Source organism: Butyrivibrio sp. AE2015 (assembly GCF_000420825.1).
GTDB lineage: Bacteria > Bacillota > Clostridia > Lachnospirales > Lachnospiraceae > Butyrivibrio.
The window spans coordinates 1-19,763 of record NZ_ATVR01000031.1; the positions used below are offsets into that span (position 1 = coordinate 1).

Annotated in this window: 15 protein-coding genes and 1 tRNA gene; all 16 read right to left on the reverse strand. The window is 40.7% G+C overall.

Translation table 11 applies throughout. From position 1 onward, the window contains the following. Window positions 1–1,088: 1,088 nt before the first annotated feature. Window positions 1,089–1,517: a hypothetical protein gene (locus G585_RS0112885; protein WP_022775524.1), complete on the reverse strand. Its 429-nt coding sequence runs from the start codon at window positions 1,515–1,517 to the stop codon at window positions 1,089–1,091. 13 nt (window positions 1,518–1,530) lie between these two features. Then, window positions 1,531–4,623, reverse strand: coding sequence for a beta-glucosidase (locus G585_RS0112890; protein WP_026663984.1), 3,093 nt, complete (start codon window positions 4,621–4,623; stop codon window positions 1,531–1,533). 11 nt (window positions 4,624–4,634) lie between these two features. Continuing rightward, window positions 4,635–6,122: an MFS transporter gene (locus G585_RS20080; RefSeq protein ID WP_026663985.1), complete on the reverse strand. Its 1,488-nt coding sequence runs from the start codon at window positions 6,120–6,122 to the stop codon at window positions 4,635–4,637. 18 nt (window positions 6,123–6,140) lie between these two features. Next, window positions 6,141–8,717: an alpha-L-rhamnosidase gene (locus G585_RS0112900; protein ID WP_022775526.1), complete on the reverse strand. Its 2,577-nt coding sequence runs from the start codon at window positions 8,715–8,717 to the stop codon at window positions 6,141–6,143. A gap of 195 nt (window positions 8,718–8,912) precedes the next feature. Continuing rightward, complete coding sequence (locus G585_RS0112905; protein WP_022775527.1) at window positions 8,913–9,851, reverse strand: AEC family transporter; 939 nt, start codon at window positions 9,849–9,851, stop codon at window positions 8,913–8,915. Window positions 9,852–9,894: 43 nt separating this feature from the next. After that, window positions 9,895–10,803, reverse strand: a complete 909-nt coding sequence (locus G585_RS0112910) for a bifunctional riboflavin kinase/FAD synthetase (protein ID WP_022775528.1) — start codon at window positions 10,801–10,803, stop codon at window positions 9,895–9,897. Window positions 10,804–10,826: 23 nt separating this feature from the next. Next, complete coding sequence (gene truB / locus G585_RS0112915) at window positions 10,827–11,783, reverse strand: tRNA pseudouridine(55) synthase TruB (protein ID WP_022775530.1); 957 nt, start codon at window positions 11,781–11,783, stop codon at window positions 10,827–10,829. Window positions 11,784–11,846: 63 nt separating this feature from the next. Then, window positions 11,847–12,791, reverse strand: a complete 945-nt coding sequence (locus tag G585_RS0112920; RefSeq protein WP_022775531.1) for a DHH family phosphoesterase — start codon at window positions 12,789–12,791, stop codon at window positions 11,847–11,849. Between the two features lie 19 nt (window positions 12,792–12,810). Further along, on the reverse strand, window positions 12,811–13,233 hold the full coding sequence (gene rbfA, locus G585_RS0112925; RefSeq protein WP_022775532.1) for a 30S ribosome-binding factor RbfA: 423 nt from the start codon (window positions 13,231–13,233) through the stop codon (window positions 12,811–12,813). After that, window positions 13,230–16,160: a translation initiation factor IF-2 gene (gene infB, locus G585_RS0112930; protein WP_022775534.1), complete on the reverse strand. Its 2,931-nt coding sequence runs from the start codon at window positions 16,158–16,160 to the stop codon at window positions 13,230–13,232. Before infB ends, rbfA begins: the two co-directional genes overlap by 4 nt. Continuing rightward, window positions 16,161–16,490: a L7Ae/L30e/S12e/Gadd45 family ribosomal protein gene (locus tag G585_RS0112935; protein WP_022775535.1), complete on the reverse strand. Its 330-nt coding sequence runs from the start codon at window positions 16,488–16,490 to the stop codon at window positions 16,161–16,163. Continuing rightward, window positions 16,480–16,749: an RNase P modulator RnpM gene (gene rnpM, locus G585_RS0112940; RefSeq protein WP_022775536.1), complete on the reverse strand. Its 270-nt coding sequence runs from the start codon at window positions 16,747–16,749 to the stop codon at window positions 16,480–16,482. The genes G585_RS0112935 and rnpM overlap by 11 nt, the downstream gene beginning before the upstream one ends. Before the next feature lies 1 nt (window position 16,750). After that, window positions 16,751–17,908, reverse strand: a complete 1,158-nt coding sequence (gene nusA / locus G585_RS0112945; RefSeq protein WP_022775537.1) for a transcription termination factor NusA — start codon at window positions 17,906–17,908, stop codon at window positions 16,751–16,753. A 24-nt stretch (window positions 17,909–17,932) separates the two neighbouring features. Continuing rightward, window positions 17,933–18,394 carry a ribosome maturation factor RimP gene (rimP, locus tag G585_RS0112950; protein ID WP_022775539.1) on the reverse strand — a complete coding sequence of 154 codons (462 nt, stop codon included), beginning with the start codon at window positions 18,392–18,394 and terminating at the stop codon, window positions 17,933–17,935. A gap of 203 nt (window positions 18,395–18,597) precedes the next feature. Then, window positions 18,598–18,669: transfer RNA gene (locus G585_RS0112955), tRNA-Glu, on the reverse strand. Window positions 18,670–18,799: 130 nt separating this feature from the next. Next, complete coding sequence (locus tag G585_RS0112960) at window positions 18,800–19,762, reverse strand: D-2-hydroxyacid dehydrogenase (RefSeq protein ID WP_022775540.1); 963 nt, start codon at window positions 19,760–19,762, stop codon at window positions 18,800–18,802. Window position 19,763 lies beyond the last annotated feature (1 nt).

Here is a 19,763-nt window from a genome sequence, read left to right on the forward strand (position 1 = left end):
TAAGTAATTCTGCTTTTTCAGCTTCAGTATAGTGATGTCTTGAACTCATAATAGTTATGCTCCTAATAATGAAAGGATAACATCCAGATGTGGTCATTAACAATAACACAATTGTCCGAAAACACGGTATTGCCTTCAAAAAAATGTATAAAACAGATTTTGGGCTGTATTTTAAATGGGTATTACCACATGAAAGTGGGTCTAAAGTGAATTGATATGTGTCCACTCTATAGGTAGTAGTTTACGTAGGCAATTGGGCATATACGGTAATTATCCGTCCGCAGCCACCTTTTAACAGGTGGCTCGAGTTTTGAAATCGGCCTATATGCCCATTTGAGTGCTCGTGAAGGGTGGCTGGCCTCGCAAAAAGTTGCTATATGCCCAAAACGTTTTTTTCTATTATATGGATCGTTATACGGACGGAATGTTTTTTATAACAGCGATTTTCTGAGATATAGGATAAGACCTGAATTTCTATCGAAATCCACTTTGATAACCTATCATGACCAGAAACATGACCTAAGTAAAAGAATAATACAGAATAGGTCATGAATTCTGTAATAACAAGGCAATATCATGACAAAAATCATGACCTAGACAGGTGAAAAAAGCTATTTAGGTCATGTTTCTAAGTAATAGCATGTATCCATGCAGGCGTATCCTCGTATGTTACAATAAATCAATTATCACAGTAAAATGAGCATATAGCCCTACACATCCTTGAAAGTAGCCACCCCTACTGTTCTCGGAATTGGATCCCGAGGCATAAAAGCCAGCCACACCGAAGGTGCTTGTCCTTGACAGAGCTGATGGAAACGCTACAATGCTGGATCCGACGGTGAGATAGAATCTACTGTTCCCATCATCCTCACCGTCGGCGAGTGGGAGACGGCGTTTCCATCAGGTTCAGTCAAGGGTGGCGGACACAGCCAATTACTTACGCTTATACAAAGTGACAATCTGTATAGGATACAAGTGAACCTCGAACTAAACTTTCAAAGCAATGATTCCCTCTAAAACTTATAATAAAAAAACACTCTATAAAGGGCGGCTCTATCAAGAGCCCTACCCATTATAGAGTGTTTTCATCAATTCTCAGCTACTTTTTTTACATCAAAGAATGCACTTATAATTCCTACTATAGCTGCTACGATGATCGCTGCTATTGCTACAACTGCACTAGACATATCTGACATGTTCTGGGCGTTGTTAGTGAATGTCATGATAGCGGCCATTCCGTTTATTCTGGTGTTGAGAAGTGTAACTCCTCCAACGAAAAGACAAGCCGGTGCAATAACAGGAAGTACATCTGTCCAGGAAGGAGACACTTTTCCAAGTGTCATCCATCCTACCAAAGCTACAATCGCGATCACAAGTGATGCGATGACTATAGGATTCTTCCCAAGATTTGAAAAATATGCTGTGTTAGCATTTATTATATAAGCTATAAAACCAACGATCGCAAGGATCAATGTTATGCAGCTTGTTACCATTCCTGCGCCAAATTTATTATTCATACTCTGCCTCCTGTCAGTCCTCTTTTTTGCGGGCTGTATTTGCATACAAACCGATTCCACATACTACTACAAGTCCAAATACTATTGAAAGTATTGTAAGAAGGTTGTCATACCATGTTCTTACGCTTTCAAGTCTGGAATTAGAAACAAGTCCATCCATAGCATTTGAATTAGCAATAGCATAGTTCTGCATCTTCATGCAATCCTTCAGGGCCTGCATAAGAGTTGCATCCTTGGAAACATTATCAAGTGTCCAGTAAGAATATGTAGAAGATACTGCATCCATTGTGTTGTCACCGGTATTACATGACATTGTTACACCATTCTGAACAGCCTCTTTTAACACTACATAAGTAGGATCCATGATAAAGTCTTCTGACATAAGTCCATAGAATCCCCATTCCTTATGGAGAATATTCTGTAAAAGACCTGCATGAGCATTAGCTGGTGTTATACCTACACGGTTGAAGGCTGTCATTACACCGAGAACTTTTCCTGTCTCGATAGGAGCCTGAGTTGCTCTAAGTTCCTGCTCGCGAGCCTTCTGCTCTGTCATAAATACTGAAACACCGGTTCTGTTTACTTCTGTATCATTGAATGCAAGGTGCTTTGTAGCTACGATCACACCATATTTCTGAGCTGCAGTTGCTTCAGCAAGTCCAGTGAAGGATGAAAGTACAGGATCCTCAGAATAATACTCATGGTTACGAGCATTGTAAGGAACTCTATGGATGTTGTTTGATATTCCCCACCAAATTGTAAGGTTTGACCAAAGTGAGTAGTTACCCATTACTGAGCCATACTCAGAAGCAAGGTTCTTGTTAAATGTCTGGGCAATAACTGTTGCATTTGCCATAACACCTGCCTTGTAGCCTGCATTCTTATCATTTGCATCAATAGCACAAGGATCATCTGAAGATGTATCTGTGTTAGCATACTGGCTAAGTGGATATGAGTAAATTCCGTTTGCACCATCATTCTGAATTACTTCAGGAGAAGAAATAGAATCAATAGTCTTTGTACTTGTTCCACCAAAACCTGTTCTGATCATTGCTTCTGAAAGAGTGATCTGATCAATTAAAAGATCCCATCTCTCGTCGTTTACATCTGTAACTCCCTTAAGATCAGCAAGCTTAAGTCCGTTATCAGCGCCAAATACTACTGATGATGGATCGCCGTTTGCTGTGATCTCATAAGTATCATTGTCAAGGATTGCCAGCATCTCATCTGTTGCTGTAAGCCCTTCGTAAGTCTTTGGCCAGGTACCTGCCCAGTCATTTCTTGTAAGGTAGGTTACTGTGTCAGGAAGCCAGTTGTTAAGATCCATATCAGAAAGCTGATTTTCTACAGCTGTTCCGTTTTTTGTTGTTGCAAATGTTGATCCGTCAAAGTCTGACAAAGTCCAAACCTTTACGTTTTCTCCATTGCCCTCTGCTGTCATTCCGTCAGCAACTGTTTTTCCCTGGGCTGCAAGCACATTGTTAAGCGCTTCGTGAGCACCATTGCCAACAGTGAAGTAATAATCACCTTCATCAAGGATATAGCATCCTGTTGTTCCTGTTGCGTTTGAAGCTGTGCTGTCCCAGCTGGTCATGTAGTCCATATCTGCTTCGATAGTTACTGTCTCAGATGCGCCAGGCTCTAAAACTTCAGTCTTTCCAAAATCAAGGAGCTGAATAGCTGATTTTTCAATTCCGTGCTCAATATCATACTGAGTATAAGGAAGTGATACATAAAGCTGAACTGCATCTTTTCCGGCTGTGTCACCTGTATTTGTTACAGTAACCTGAGCAGTTACTTTTCTGGCAGCAGTATCAACATCAATGCTGTCGATTGTCTGCTCAAATGTTGTATATGAAAGTCCATAACCAAATGTATATGTTACTTCGTCATCGTAGTTCCATGCACTGCCTGTGCTGCTGCCAACTGTATCATTAGCATTGCCCTGACCAAGAACCACATCAGCGTAACGCGTCTCATAGTACTTGTAACCTGTGTAGATACCCTCTGCCTCAACAAGTGCATCGTTGATATAAAGAGTATCATCAGCATTTGTCCATCTGAGATCACCATAGTTCTGTGCAGCAGGTGAATTTGCAGCTACTACTGCATATGTATCTGTAAGATGTCCAGAAGGGTTAACCTCACCACTTAAGATATCTGCGATTCCATAAAATCCATATCCGCCAGGAAGACCAATCTGAAGGATTGCATCTACACCCTCATTATCCTGAAGCTCCTGCACCTCCATTGCACTTGAGTTATTTAAAAGAACTATTACCTTACCGCCATTTGCATTCTTTGCATCAATAGCAGCCTGGATCAGATCTCTCTCATCATCTGAAAGTCCTAATGGATCAGTCTGACCAAGTTTCTGAGAAGAATCAACACCATCCTGACCAGGTGTGTAGTTCTTGTTCTCACTGCCACTTCTGGCAATTGTAACAATCATTACATTATTTTCTGCAAGAGAATCCTTCCAAGTTGAATCTGTGCCATTTAAAGCTTCCTGTGAAGGCTCTTTGCTTGTAAACTGTGCTCCGATTGCCGGTGCTGTCATAGTATAATATGTTGATGTACCGCCCCAGGTCTCAACTTCTGTCTTAAATGTCTCTTTGAGCTTCTCATACATATCCTGAAGCTGTGTATTTACGACAAATCCCTTAGCTTTTAAAGCTCCAACAAAATCAACTGTGTCAGCATCTGTGCCAACATTTGGTGTGAGGGATGAGCCCATATCGCCGCCTTGTACAGGATAATAGCTTGAAAATCCTAAAAGACTTACTTTCTGAGTTTCATCTGATGAAAGTGGAAGAGCTCCATTGTTTTTCAAAAGGACACTTCCTTCTTCACTCATCCTCTCCCCAACATCTGCAATAGCCTGAACAAGTTCAGTTGTACTACCATAATCTGATGTATATGTGTACATATTTGATGTATCCACATCTCCATCTGTTACGATTTTGGTACTTGATGTACCAAGGAACTTATCTATATCAGTTCTGTGATCATTTACAACAGATGTAGCTGATACAGTAAGTGCCAGAAGTGCTGCTCCAGTGGCTGACATTCCCCTATAGAGCGATATTTTTTTGCCTTTACTCATATTGACCTCCCTTATTTGTTTAACGCTGCGCCTTCTTTTTCCTGACGCTCGCGTATTAACCTGTGATCTTCTTCTATATGACTTTCTACCTTCAAAAAGCTCATAAGAACTACTATTACTGCGTAGCAGATAAGCTCGATACCAAGGTAACAAAGAACAAGCATGTTCTGAACAGAAGCATTCTGGACTGATAAAGTTGCATCATATCCAGCTGCTGTCAAAAATACATTGATAATACCATTTCCAAGTCCTGTCATTCCTACCATGATTGCCCCATAAACAGCCATGGTAAATCCGTCAGATCTGAATCCGTTTTTTGCTTCAAGATGATCAAGTACATCTGCCAAAAGAGCCAGTGTCACATACATTGCCGGTATTGAACCAACACCTTTTAAAATGACACCGATAGTTACGATGATGAAATTATGAACATTTATAAAGCTTACAAGGCCTCCGATAACCGAGATCAAAAGTCCAAGTGTTACGGCTTTTTGTTTGCCAAGCTTATTGGCAATTGGCCATGCAAGGAGCATTCCAACTCCTGTAGGAATTCCGCCTATGGCTCCAAGAAGTCCCATGGCTGTTCCACCATCTATTCCTTCGAAAACCCAGGTGCAGTAATAATTCATGGATCCGTTTTTAACAAGTCCTCCAAACTGGAAAAGAAGGAAATAAAGAATTATTATCCACCAGTATTTTTCTTTAACGCATACTTCGATCTGTTTAGAAAGAGGAATCTTTTTATTTTCTTCCTCAAGTCCATAAGTCTCTTCTGTGATTCTTTCTCTTGTAAAGAAATACTCAATAATGATGCCTATCAAAGTAGAAACACAAAGAACCAGCATAACTACTTTCCAGTTGTTATAACTTGCCGCAGCATCAATTCCGCCATCAGCCTTTGGAACAAACAAGAAGTTCTGTAAAAGTATAGGAACCAGTATGCTGGCGCCTACACCAACTGCTGCTACACCTGCCGCATTTGAGAATGTTGCAAGCTGCCCTCTGTCATCACTGTTTCTGGTTGAAAGAGAAACCAACGCGCTGTGAGCTGTGTAATAAAATGGATAAGCCATTGCGTAGTAGAGATTGTAAGATACCGCTATCCAGATCATCTGAACTACAGGAGAGCTATCCTTGGGAACCATGAAAAGAGTTATAATGGCAACCACTATAAGTGGCATTGACAAAATAAGAAGTGGCCTTGCCTTTCCCTGATTGGTTCTGGTGTTATCCATAACTCTTCCAACAAAGAGGTTTCCTATGATCACAAAAATCACTGACAAAATTGGAAGAAGTCCCGAAAAAGTTCCAAACCTGGCTGTGTCTGTCCACCCTATGACATCGGAATAATACCTGTTTAGATATGAACCGAAAATCGCATTTGATATCAGGGCACAGAATGGTCCGATCAGATATCCAAGTGCTTTTTCATTAAGTTTTACTTCCGGGCTTTTTATTTTCGTTTTTAATACCGGTGATTCAACAATTTCTTTTAACATTTTATCCTCCGCATTTGCTTATAGCTTTGCAGTTGCACTATAACGCCCACTGCCGTATTCTAAAGTCTTTCCGTCTGGAAGTTCCAAAATACACTGGCATCCAACAGGAACTTCAATATCAATGGAAAATACCGAATCCTCTATACGCCATTCGGAGCTTGCCACTCCATAAGAAGTATCTATTTTTGCCTTGGCGTAAGTAAGATTTCCTCCAAGAACAGGCTTAATCCTGAATTTTTTATAGCCGGCGTCCAAAGGTTCAATTCCTGCAACTCTCTTGTATAGGAAATCACCAACAGCTCCTGAAGCATAGTGATTGTAAGAGATCATATTTCCAGTGCCATCATCTCCTATAGGGCACTGTCCATTTTCATCAAGTCCGTCCCATCTCTCCCAGATTGTTGTAGCTCCTGTCCTTACTTCGTATAACCAGCTTGGACATTTTGTATTAAGGAGCATCTTATAGGCCACATCTGCTCTTCCGTTATCCGCAAGAGCAAAAAGAATATATGGAGTTCCCGGAAATCCTGTCCCTATGCAATAATTATTCTTTTCGATAAGCTTAACCAGGTTATCAACTGCTTTTTTCCGGTTTTCTTTCTTAAACATTCCAAACTGTATAGGAAGTACATATGCAGTCTGAAATTCTTCCTTAAGCCTGCCGTTGCCATCAGTGAAAATACACTCATAGGCATCTGCCACATTTTCGGATAATTTTCTATACTCTTTTGCATCCTCTTCATAGCCCAAAATCTCAGCTATCTTTGAGAGAATACTGCTCGTGTTATAAAGACTTGCCGTGGCTGTCCATTTGCTTCTTTTCTGCCACTGTGGCATCTTAGGTGCATCAGGTGCAACCCAGTCTCCAAAATGGAAAATAGAAGGCGTATGCCAGATAAATCTGTTTTTACCAAGGCTAAAGCTTGCTGCCCATCTTCTGCATGCACCAACGTACTTTTTCATCATGTCATAGTTGTCTTTAAGCACACTTATGTCGCCATCTGACATGTATAAAGCCCATGGAACAAGGACACATGCATCTCCCCACCAATCAATTGCCATAGTTGGCATGGTAACAGGGAATCCAAAACCATTTGCAGGAACTGTGTTTGGCAGACCTCCTGTAGGAAGCTGCTCGCTTCTTACATCTCCAAGCCATTTCTTCAAAAATCTTCCTGTATCGAAGTTAAAACAAGCTGTTGTACCAAAGACAGCTATGTCTCCTGTCCAACCCATTCTCTCATCTCTCTGCGGACAATCTGTTGGAATGTCTACAAAGTTTGATTTTGTTGACCATCGTATATTTGACTGGAGTTTATTTATCATCTCATCCGAGCATTCAAAACTTCCTCTGTCAGCCATATCTGAGTAAAGAGCTATTGCCTTGATCTCAAAGTCTTCTCTTTTTACTCCTTTAACTGCTGCATACCTGAATCCCATGTATGTAAATGACGGGCTAAATGTCTGCTCTCCATCACTACAAATATATGTAACTGTTGCTTTTGCACTTCTTAAAAAGCTGGTATTAAGTGTCCCGTCAGGATTAAGGATCTCTGCGTGTCTTATCTCAATGATCTGGCCTTTCTTTGCATTCTTTACTGTGAATCGCACAATTCCTGCAAAGTTCTGACCAAAGTCATATATTATCTCTTCACCTTTTTTATCTTCAGATAAGGGTAAAAATACTTCATGCTCTGTAACAGGTGCTCCACACTCTGCCATTATTTGCGGATTGTATTTTAGCTTTTCTTCTTCGGCATTTCTCCAAGCACTTTCATCAAGCTTTACCGTGCTATCGAAGGTTTCTCCATCATAGAGATCAGCCATTTTAACCTTACCCTGCCTTGTTACAAGCCATGAGGAATCCGTTCCAAACAGATCTGCCTCTCCGTTGTCATAGACAAAATAAAACATTGCTGAAAGGGCTTGTCTGTCTGCTGCAAATCTATTGTTTCTGCTGTAAATAAAGGAGCCAACTGCCCAGCCACCCGATACAGTGAAATCTACATTTATTTCTTTTCCCTGATTAAAAAACTCAGTTACATCATAGGTTTGATACTGCAGTCTCTTTTTATAGGATGTAAATCCAGGAGCAAAATATCTGTTGCCAACTTTTTCTCCATCGAAATACATCTCATACATTCCCATGGCTGTAGCATACACATAGGCCTTTACAACATTTCCTGCTGCCCTTATCTTTTTCCTGAAAGTCATAGGCTCAGGAGATACTTTCTTTTCCGTAAAAGAATAGCTTCCATCAGTAATGAATTTTCCCGGCCACTTGTCTGTCATAAGTCCTGTTGTGAATCTTATTGATGAAAAAGCTTCTTCCCCGGTGTCTGACTTTACTGCCACATCCACAGTATATTCAGAAGAAGGTTTCAGCTTTTCTCCTTCATATGATATTTCTATCTGCTCTGTAGTATCTGTTTCCCACATCGTTTTGCCTGCTTCATCTCTCACTACAATATGACAGTTTGCAATATGCACATTCTGTCCGTCTGATACTACTTTGTAAGAAATGTGAGGATTATGCTCATCAGTAACAATGTTTTTTTCAAGACCTTCAACTGTAAGTCGCGCTATCTCAAACATACTTAGCCTCTTTTCCAAACCTAATCTTGTTACCTTATAATCTCACAAAAAAAAGGAGCAAAACTGTTTTGTCATGTTTTGCTCCTTTTATTACATATTTGGTTTTTGCGTTGGTGTTTATGCACAATATACCACGGATAATAATTGTATATTTTCACCAATCCGATAATATTTTTGTTTTTTGAAATTTGTTTTTTACATTAATCCAAAGCTCTTTAGTATAAGTATCCAGAAGAATATTGTCACAATTGACAAAAGAGTTGAAACAAGGACATATTCTCCGGCAAGATCCGCATCTCCGCCCATGCTCTGAGCCATTGGATAAGAGGCTGCAGCAACAGGAGTTGCAAACATACAAAATACAACAAATAGCTCTGCTCCACTTATTCCGGCTATGGACATAGCAGTCACCATGATACTTGGAATGATAACAAGCTTTAAGGATATTCCTGTGCAAAGTGGAAGTACATCTCTTTTCATGTTTGCTGCATGAAGGCTTCCTCCGAGAACAAAGAGCGACAGCGGTGTTGCCATGCTGTTTAGCTCAGCTATAGGCTTTACAAGGCTTGATGGCATGGTCAAAGGAAGCATATTAAATGCAACACCTGCAATAGCTCCTATAATAAGCGGGTTTTTAAGTATATTTTTCAAAAGTACCAGGAAAGAGACCTTGCCTCCTCTGAAATACTCAAGGATAGCCACCGAAGCTATATTGTACAAAGGAACAATAAATGCGACCATGATGCTGGCCATTACTGCTCCCTCTCTTCCGAATACGCTTTCAGTAAGCGGAATGGCAAAAAGAACAGAATTACTTCTGAAGATCGCCTGCATCACAACTCCGCGCCTTGGGTTTTCTTTTACAAAAAGCGGAACAATGAAAAAGCAGGCAAATATAACTATCAGCGTAGCCACAAATGCAAATGCCACATATCCCGCATTGCTCAGCCTGCCAAAGTCCACATCGTACAGGTTGTTAAACATGATGAACGGGAAAAAAACTTTAAATACAACTCCGTTTAATTCCTTTAAAAAACTCTCTTTTACAGCGCCACTTTTTTTGGCAATCATCCCCAGAAAAATGTACACCATAAAAGGTATTACAGCACTGGTCGCAATTTGCAGATTCTCCATACTCTTCTCCTCTTAGCCTATACCAAATTCCCCGTTTTTTGCCTTAATTCGCAGCTCTTTTCAGATCACTTTCGATCTGTTTTTTAAGGTCCTCAATACTGTCAAACTTCATTTCAGGTCTTAAGAACTCTTTTAATCTTACTGTAAGACCTTTACCATATACATCCTCATCAAAGTCATATATATAAGTCTCAACGCCAACTGCTTCTTTTTCAGAAATTGTCGGCTTCCTGCCAATATTGGTCATGCCCGCATATTCCTTATCATCTATGACCACAATACTTGAATATACTCCAAATGGAGGAAGGAGCTTATTGTTTGGAGGAAGGATATTGACTGTAGGAACTCCAATTGTATGGCCAATATGTCTTCCATGTTCCACAATTCCGCTTATGCTGTACTCTGTGCCGAGAAGTCTTTTTACTTCAGCCATATTGCCGTCTGCGACTTCATTTCTGACTCTGGTAGAGCTAACTTCTGTTCCATCAAGCATGACCTTCTCGATTAGATCAAGCTCAAATCCAAGTTCCTTGCTTAAGTTTCTAAGCAGGTGCTGGTCTCCTCTTCCTTTATCACCAAAAGAAACATCGCTACCCGCAGCGATATACACAGCTTTCAGATCACCGCAGAGAATATCTCTTACAAAATCCTCAGGATCCGTGGCTGCTGTAGCCTCTGTAAGAGGAAATTCAACCAGGATATCAACCCCAAGCTTTTCAAAGGCACGCCTTTTTTCATTTCTGGTAAAAAGCTGTCTGACTGTGTGTCCAACAAAGAACTCCTCAGGTGAAGGTTCAAATGTAAACACACAGGCCTTAAGACCATCCTGCTTCTGCTCAAGAATCTTCCCCAAAAGCTTTTTGTGTCCTAAATGGATACCGTCGAATTTTCCCATTGCTATGGCAGTCTTGTTATTTATATTCAGTTCATCTAGTCTGGTTATTATTTCCAATCAAATCACCACCAATTAAATCATTATTTCTCAAAAAAGAATTTATCGACTTTGAACATTCTTGTTCTCTCATCATATTTATAGATTCCAAAAAATGTTTCGTCTTCCGCATAAACCCTTATCATGTTTCCATCTGTAAACATCTCTTTTTCGAATTCTTTATCATTAACTCCGTTTGGATCTTCATTTAAAATATTGTCTTTTCTGAAGCTGTTTCCATTTTCAAGAAGGACTCTTGCGCTGTCTTTTACATGAATCTTATCCAAATCCCTAAAGATATACTCAGGAGACTGAATTGCCTCTGATAATGTACCATTATCGCGCATCTCCTCCACCTGAGACAGTGTTATAGCTGTTTCCAGATTAAATGCTCCGACTCTTGTTCTTGTAAGGTGCTGCATAGCTGCTCCGCAACCAAGCCTTTGTCCAATATCATGGCAAAGAGTTCTGATGTACGTTCCCTTTGAGCACTTAACCTCAATGGTAAAAATATGATCACTTTCAAGATGAGAATCATCAAGAACTGTTATTGCTCCAATATGGATCTTTCTTGGTTTTCTCTCAACTTCAATTCCCTCTCTTGCAAGCTCATAGAGTTTTTTGCCATCCTGCTTTATAGCGGAATACATTGGAGGAATCTGATCATAATCGCCAACAAAGGCCTGAACAGCCTCATGAAGTTCAGCCTTTGTCACATTTACAGGCTGCTCTCCAAGGATGTTTCCTGACATATCCTGCGTATCAGTTGTAACTCCAAGTCTGCAGACCGCAATATACTCTTTATCATGGTCTGTAAGCATCTCTACAAGTTTTGTACCTGTTCCAAGACATACAACCAGGACACCCACTGCATCAGGATCAAGAGTTCCTGTATGTCCAATCTTTTTTTGCTTAAGAATCCCTCTTAGTTTAGCCACCACGTCATTGGATGTAAAGCCGGGCTCCTTATATATATTTATCAAACCATTATATTTGTTCATGTTCTTATTCTCATTCTTAGTCAAAACAAGCCACAAGACATCTCATATCTTGTGGCTATATTATTATAACTGTTGCTGAATATATTTTGTAATGTTATTTATAACATCATGCTGTGTTCCGTTGACAGTGCAACCTGCAGCTCTCATATGTCCGCCGCCACCAAATATCTTGGCAACCTTTGAAACATCCACACTTCCATCGCTGCGAAGGCTTACTCTGTAAGTCATTGGCTCCTCTTCATACATAAATATTGAGCAACCAACGCCTATTGTAAGTAGCATCTGGTTAACGATTCCATCCATGTCATTGCTGGTAGCGCCGTAAAAATCCATTGTCTGTCTTGAAACAACTGACACAATGCACTTGCCATTCATCAGGAGAATACTCTCAAGAAGCGCTCTACCAAGAATCTGATTCTGAAGATATGTCTTTTCATAGAATACATGGTCTATAAGACTTCCAAAATCAAATCCATATCCGATAAGTTTTGCGGCGATCTCCATAGTTTTAGGAGAAGTGCAGGAATACTTAAATACACCTGTATCTGTCACCATTCCGGTATAAAGAGATTTTGCAATATCTTCATCCATCTTATCAGTATCGATCACAGTATAAACCAGCTCACAGGCACTACTTGCTGTAGGAACTATATAATTCACATTGCCTGTTCCGGGATTACTGATATGATGATCAATATTTACAGTATTTTTAGCTGCATCAAAAAAGGCTTCTGCATTTCCAAGACGATCCTTGCCACAATCAAGGGCAATGAACAAATCGTAACTGTCAACATCTGTTGTGTAATCTTTATTAGCCTTATCTGAATCTTTTATGAATTCAAGTTCAGGTGGAATACTCTCAAGAAAAACATCCACCCTTATATCAGGATAATTCTTGGATAGATAAAGATACATTCCCATGCATGATCCAACACAGTCCCCATCTGGTCTTATGTGACCACTAATACCTACTGTCTTTACGCCTTGCATTAATTCATCTATCTTCATATCTACCTACTCTTTCCTATCAATCTTCGTTATCTTCTTCGTCCTCAAAAGAATCTTCTATCTCTTCTCCGCGGGCTGCTCTTGCTTCATTGTCCTTTGCTGTAACTTCATCAATCTTCCTGGACATATTGATAGCATACTCAATTGAGTCATCCATGATGAATCTGAGTTCAGGAGTATATCTCATATTGAGCTCTTTTGCCAAAGTACTGCGGATATAACCTGAAGCGCTCTTAAGTCCCTCCTGAGTACGAAGTCTGTCCTCTTCATCACCCATTACAGTTACCCAGACCTTACATGTTTTAAGGTCTGGAGCAACTTCAACTTCCATAACGGAGACAAATGGACTGATCCTTGGATCTTTACTATAACGAATGGCCTCTGAAATAACTTTCATTACTTCGCCATTTATTCTTTTATTCTTATTACTGTTTTTTCTCATTGACGAGGTACCTCTACCATCTCATAAGCCTCTACCATATCACCTTCATGCATCTGGTCGAAGCCATCAAATACAAGACCACACTCGAAGCCTTCCTTAACTTCCTTTACATCATCTTTGAATCTCTTAAGTGAAGCAAGGTCGCCTTCAAAGATCTGCTCGCCGTCTCTTGAAATACGAACTTTGCAGTCTTTCTTAATGATACCATCTTTTACGAAGCTACCTGCGATATTACCAATCTTGGAAGCCTTGAATATCTGACGAACTTCTGCATGTCCTGTAACTCTTTCTTCATAGATAGGAGCAAGCATTCCCTTCATAGCATATTCAATCTCTTCGATTGCCTGATAGATAACCTTGTAAAGCTTGATCTCAACACCTTCATGCTCAGCCATGCTCTTTGCTGTAGCATCAGGACGAACGTCAAATCCGATGATGATAGCGTTAGATGCAGCAGCAAGTGTTACATCTGACTCATTGATGGCACCAACACCACCATGGATAACCTTAACAACAACTTCATCATTAGAGAGCTTAAGAAGACTCTGTTTAAGGGCTTCTACGCTACCCTGAACGTCAGCCTTGATGATAATATCAAGTTCCTGAAGTCTTCCTTCCTCAATCTTAGAGTAAAGATCATCAAGAGACATCTTAGCCTTTGTCTCTTCAATAAGGTCTTTCTTGTGCTGCTGAAGGTATGTATTTGCATACTGCTTAGCCTGTTTGTCAGTCTCATGTCCAAGGAATACTTCACCTGCGTTAGGAACATCAGAAAGACCAAGGATCTCAACAGGCTGTGAAGGACGAGCTTCTTTAAGCTTGTTGCCCTTATCATCAACCATGGCACGAACCTTACCTGAGCTTGCGCCTGCAGAAATGAAGTCACCAACATGAAGTGTTCCCTTCTGAACAAGAACGTTTGCAACAGGACCGCGTCCCTTATCAAGTCTTGCCTCAAGAACAAGTCCTCTGGCCATTCTGTCAGGATTAGCCTTAAGCTCTAAGATATCAGCTGTAAGGATGATTGTTTCAAGAAGGTCTTCAATACCTTCACCAGATTTAGCTGATACAGGAACAAACTCTGTTGTTCCGCCCCAGTCTGTAGAGATAAGACCATACTCTGTCATTTCCTGTTTAACTTTATCAATATTTGCATTTGGCTTATCAATCTTGTTGACAGCTACGATGATTTCAACTTCAGCTGCCTTAGCATGGTTGATAGCTTCTACTGTCTGAGGCATTACACCGTCATCAGCAGCTACTACAAGTACTGCGATATCTGTAGAATTAGCACCGCGCATACGCATTGCTGTGAACGCTTCATGACCAGGTGTATCAAGGAATGTTATCTTCTGATCATTTACAGATACTGTATAAGCACCGATTCTCTGAGTAATACCGCCGGCCTCTCTGTCAGTAACGCTTGTCTTACGGATTGCATCAAGAAGTGATGTTTTACCGTGGTCAACGTGACCCATTACGCAGACAACAGGTGGTCTCTTCTTAAGTGTCTCAGGTGCATCCTCATCCTCTTTAAGAAGTTCTTCAATAACGTCTACAGGAACTTCTTTCTCGCAGATGATATCGTACTCAATCGCTATATTCTCAGCCTCTTCATAAGTAAGCTCTGTATTTACAGTAGAAACCTGTCCAGCCATAAAGAGCTTCTTGATGATAACTGAAGGCTGCATCTTCATCTTCTCAGCAAGATCCTTGATAGAAACCTTCTCAGGAATAGAAATAACCTTGATCTGCTCTTCAGGTTCCTCTACCTTCTTAACTTCAGGCTTGATGAATCTGCCAACTCTCTTGCTTCTTGGCATCATCTCTTCCTGCTCATAAGCAAGATCCTTCTTATTTCTCTTATCTTTTTCCTGACCAATACGGCGTCTTTCTTCGTCTCTGTGGCTTCCGCCGTCCTTTACAGGAGCTGCATCAGCAAATGAGCCTCTCTGGTTCTTATCGAACTTGTTATTTCTATCGTTTCTGTCATTTCTGTCGTTACGATCATTTCTTCCGCCGAACTTGCCACCAGGCTGTCCACCGTTCATCTGACCATCACGGCCACCGCGCTGACCGAATCCGCCCTGATTGTTATCTCTGCGGAATCCGCCATTCTGTCCATTATTTCTATTCTGGAAGCCGTTTCTGTCGCCTCTCTCGTTTCTTCCGGAATTATTTCTGTTGTCTCTGTTATTATCTCTGTTGTTGTCTCTATTATTGTCTCTGTTATCCCTGTTATCTCTAGGTCTCTCGTTCTGAACAGGTGCAGCATTTTCTCTCTTAGGAGCTTCACTGCGAACAGGTGCTGCCTGCTGAACAGGCTGCTCTTTAACAACTTTATTCTCCTGAACTTCAGGTGCAACTTCCTTTTTAGGAGCTGGCTTTGGAGCAACGCTCTTATTTACAGGAGTGTTATAGCTCTCAAGCTGTGAAGGAGCAGTTAATGGCTTAATTGGATGGTATACGTTCTGAGACTGTGCAAAAGTGCCTCTTCTGTTATTACCATTATTCTGGTTATTGCCATAACCGCCTCTGTTATCACGGCGCTGATTATTGTTGTTATTGTTATTCTGAGCACCGTTATTGTTTCCACCCTGGTTATTGTGATAGCCACCCATTTTTGAGTTGCCTGCATTTGTAACCATGATGATCTTCTTCTTTTTCTTTGGCGCATCAGCATCTGCCTTAGGCGCCTCAGCCTTTGGAGCTTCTGTTTTAACAGGTGCCTTTTTCTCTTCTGTCTTGGCCTCATCTGCTTTTTTAGATGAACCCTTGAAGTGATTTCTGGCTACCTCCGCATCAGCCTCTTCTATTGAACTGTTCGAACGTTTTGCCTCTATGCCTTTCTCCTGCAAAACACTTATCAGCTCCTTTGCGTCGCATCCAAGCTCATTTGCAAGTTCGGATATTTTAATCTTTGCCATTCACATTTCCTCCGTACTTTTTTCTGAAAGTAAGTTCTTTATGAGCGTCTTGGCAAATCCCGCATCAGTAATAGCCAAACTCGTTCGAACGTCCTTACCTATTGCATGTCCCAACTCATCCATGTTTCCATAGAAATATATCGGAACTTTATAATAACTACATTTATCACTAAATTCTTTTTTGGTATTGTCTGAGGCATCATTGCTTACAATAACCATGACAGCTGTCTTTTTCCGGATTGCTTCCAAAACAGCAAATTCACCGCTCTTTAGCTTACCGGCTCTCTGACACAGCCCCAGCGTACCAAGTAACTTTTCTTTAGAATCCAATCTCGCTTAACTCCTTTTTAAGCTTTTGAAGCTCGTCTTCAGGAACAGGTGATTTAAGAGATCTCTCAAGGCCCTTATTCTTAAATGCTTTTTTCAGACATTCCTCTGATCTGCACAGATAAGCACCTCTGCCATTAGCCTTTCCGGTGAAATCAATCTTTACTTCACCTTCAGGAGACTTGATGACTCTGATCATCTCCTTCTTTTCCTTCATCTCCATGCATCCAACGCACTTTCTCATCGGAATCTTTTTCTGCATATTATTCCTCTACTTCAGAATCGGAAGCTTCTACTTCGCCTTCCTCATACTCGCCTTCTTCGTACTCATCATAATCTTCATCATCAAGATAATCTTCCATACGGAATCCAGGAGCATCCTTAGCCTGTGTCTCGCTCTTGATATCGATCTTGTATCCTGTAAGTCTTGCAGCAAGTCTTGCATTCTGACCTTCCTTACCAATTGCAAGTGAGAGCTGGTAATCAGGAACAACTACCTTTGCACTCTTCTCATCAGGATCAGCGAATACTGCCACGATCTTAGCTGGTGAAAGAGCATTCTGGATAAGATTTCCAGGATTCTCATCCCAGTTGATGACATCAATCTTTTCACCGTTAAGCTCATCTACGATAAGGTTAACTCTTGCACCATTTACACCTACGCATGCACCAACAGCATCTACGTTAGGGTTATTAGAATAAACTGCGATCTTTGTACGGCTTCCTGCTTCTCTTGCTATTGACTTGATCTCTACAGTTCCGTCCTGGATCTCAGCAACTTCCTGCTCAAAAAGTCTCTTTACAAGATCAGGGTGAGTTCTTGATACAAGAATTCTTGGTCCCTTTGATCCGTTCTTAACTTCAAGTACGTATACTCTGATACGTGATGTTGGTCTGTATACTTCACCCTTAACCTGTTCGTTCTCGTTAAGAATTGCATCTGCACGACCAAGATTGATGCTTACATTTCTTCCAATGAATCTCTGAACAACACCTGTTACAATGTCATGTTCTTTCTCAAAGTACTCATTGTAGATAGCGCCGCGCTCTTCCTCACGGATCTTCTGAAGGATAACGTTCTTGGCGTTCTGAGTAGCGATACGGCCGAACTCCTTAGAATTAAGAGGAACTGCAACTATATCACCAATCTTTGCCTTTTTTGTTATCTTCTTTGCATCATCAAGGCAGATCTCAATCTGTGGATCCATAACATCGTCTGCAAGCTCGACTACTTCTTTATCGGCATAGCATTTGAAGTCGCAATTGTTTCTGTCTACCTCTACTCTGATATTTTCAGCCTTGCCAAAGTTGTTCTTGCAGGCTGTGATAAGTGAATTCTCAATTGCATCGAACAGAGAATCTTTGCTGATGTTCTTCTCCTTTTCTAAAAGGTCAAGGGCATCCATTAATTCTTTACTCATCGTAATCTCCTTTTTCCGCCTGGATTAAAAATCCAGTGCAAGCTTAATCACTGATATCTCTTTTCTGGAAAAAATCTCATCTTTATCATTTATTGTCACGGTAACACTGTCGCTGTCATAACCTTTAAGTGTACCGGCAAACTCTTTTACACCATCACGTGCTTTAAAAAGTTTGAGTTCAACATCCTGTCCAAGGCTGTTCTCAAAGTGTCTGTCCTTTTTGAGCTGTCTGCCAAGTCCCGGACTTGAAACCTCCAAAGTATAAGCATCCTCAATAAAGTCATCTGCATCAAGAGCATCTGAAAGTGCATGACTTACATCAACGCATTTATTGATGTCAACGCCGCCCTCTCTGTCGATATAAGCTCTAAGGTACCATTCACCGGCTTCCTTAACATACTCTACATCGTAGATGCTGACTTCATTTGCCTTAGCAATAGGTACAAGCATTTCTTCTACTTTTGCTTCGATCTCGTTTTTCTTCATTCATTTTCCTCTTTGCATGCCATGGTACAACCCGATGGTTACCATGCGCATTATTACATAAAGAAAGTGGGCTTTCTTCAAGCCCACTTAACAATTACCATGTTGACCATATCACAAAAGCGGCATTTCGTCAAGGATATGCACAAAAATTCCCAGGTTGCAAAGCAATCTGGGATTCGGGTTGGGCTGTTATTAACAGTCAGTACCTCGTAGCGGAATCGAACCGCTGATTCTGCCGTGAGAGGGCAGCGTCTTAACCGCTTGACCAACGAGGCTTATCAGTTTGTTTTGTCGCCGCCGTATCGCGGCGACTTGTTTATAATATCTTATTGCAAATAAAAATGCAAGCACTTTTTTAAAAAAAATTTAAAAATCGTTATACCGATGATTTGTTAACTATTTACTTTAAGGGTTAACTATGTTTCTCTTCTGGCCCTTTTGCCAGGCTACTACGTTCTCCTTCACCTCTTCAAGGCATCTCTTTCTTGCCTCAGTACTTGCCCATGCCATGTGAGGAGTCACAAATAGTTTTCCGCTGTCCTGTATCTTAAGAAGTGGAGAATCTTTTGCCATGGGTTCAGGACTTAATACATCAAGACCTGCTGCAGCAATCTTACCCTCTGTAAGAGCATCATAAAGATCCTGCTCACTTACCACTGCACCTCTGGCTACATTTATGAGGATAGCGTTTTTCTTCATCTTATCAAAAGCATTTTTATCGAAAAGATTTCTGGTTCTGTCTGTAAGCGGGCAATGCAATGATATAACGTCTGAACGGGATAAGAGTTCATCAAACTCAACTCTCTCATAATCTGTACATGTGCTCTTTCCGGAAGCAGAATAAAAAATAACCCTTGCTCCAAAGGCAGTTGCTATCTCAGCAACCTTTCTGCCGATGTTTCCCATTCCTACTATTCCATAGGTTTTTCCATCAAGTTCATTAAAAGGGATGTCAAGGCAGCAAAAATGAGACTGGTTAGCATATTTTCCGCTCTTAACGAACTCATCATAGTGTCTTGAGTTCTCCATCAGATAAAAAAGAAGTGAAAAAGTATGCTGTGCTACTGACATAGTTGAATAGCCAACCACGTTAGCTACCTTTACACCATGCCTGTTGCAGGCTTCAATATTGGCATTATCAAATCCTGTAGCAAATTCACAGATAAGTTCAAGATCCGGAGCCGCATCAAGAATCTTGTCTGATATTGCACTTTTATTGATCATAAGCACCTTGGCATCTGCAAGTCTTTCTGCCGCATTGTCATCTGTTATCTTATCATCGTAATAGGTACACTCTCCAAGTTCATCAAAGAGTGTATAATCCATATCTGATCCCACGCTGTCTGTATCTGCTACAACAATTTTCATA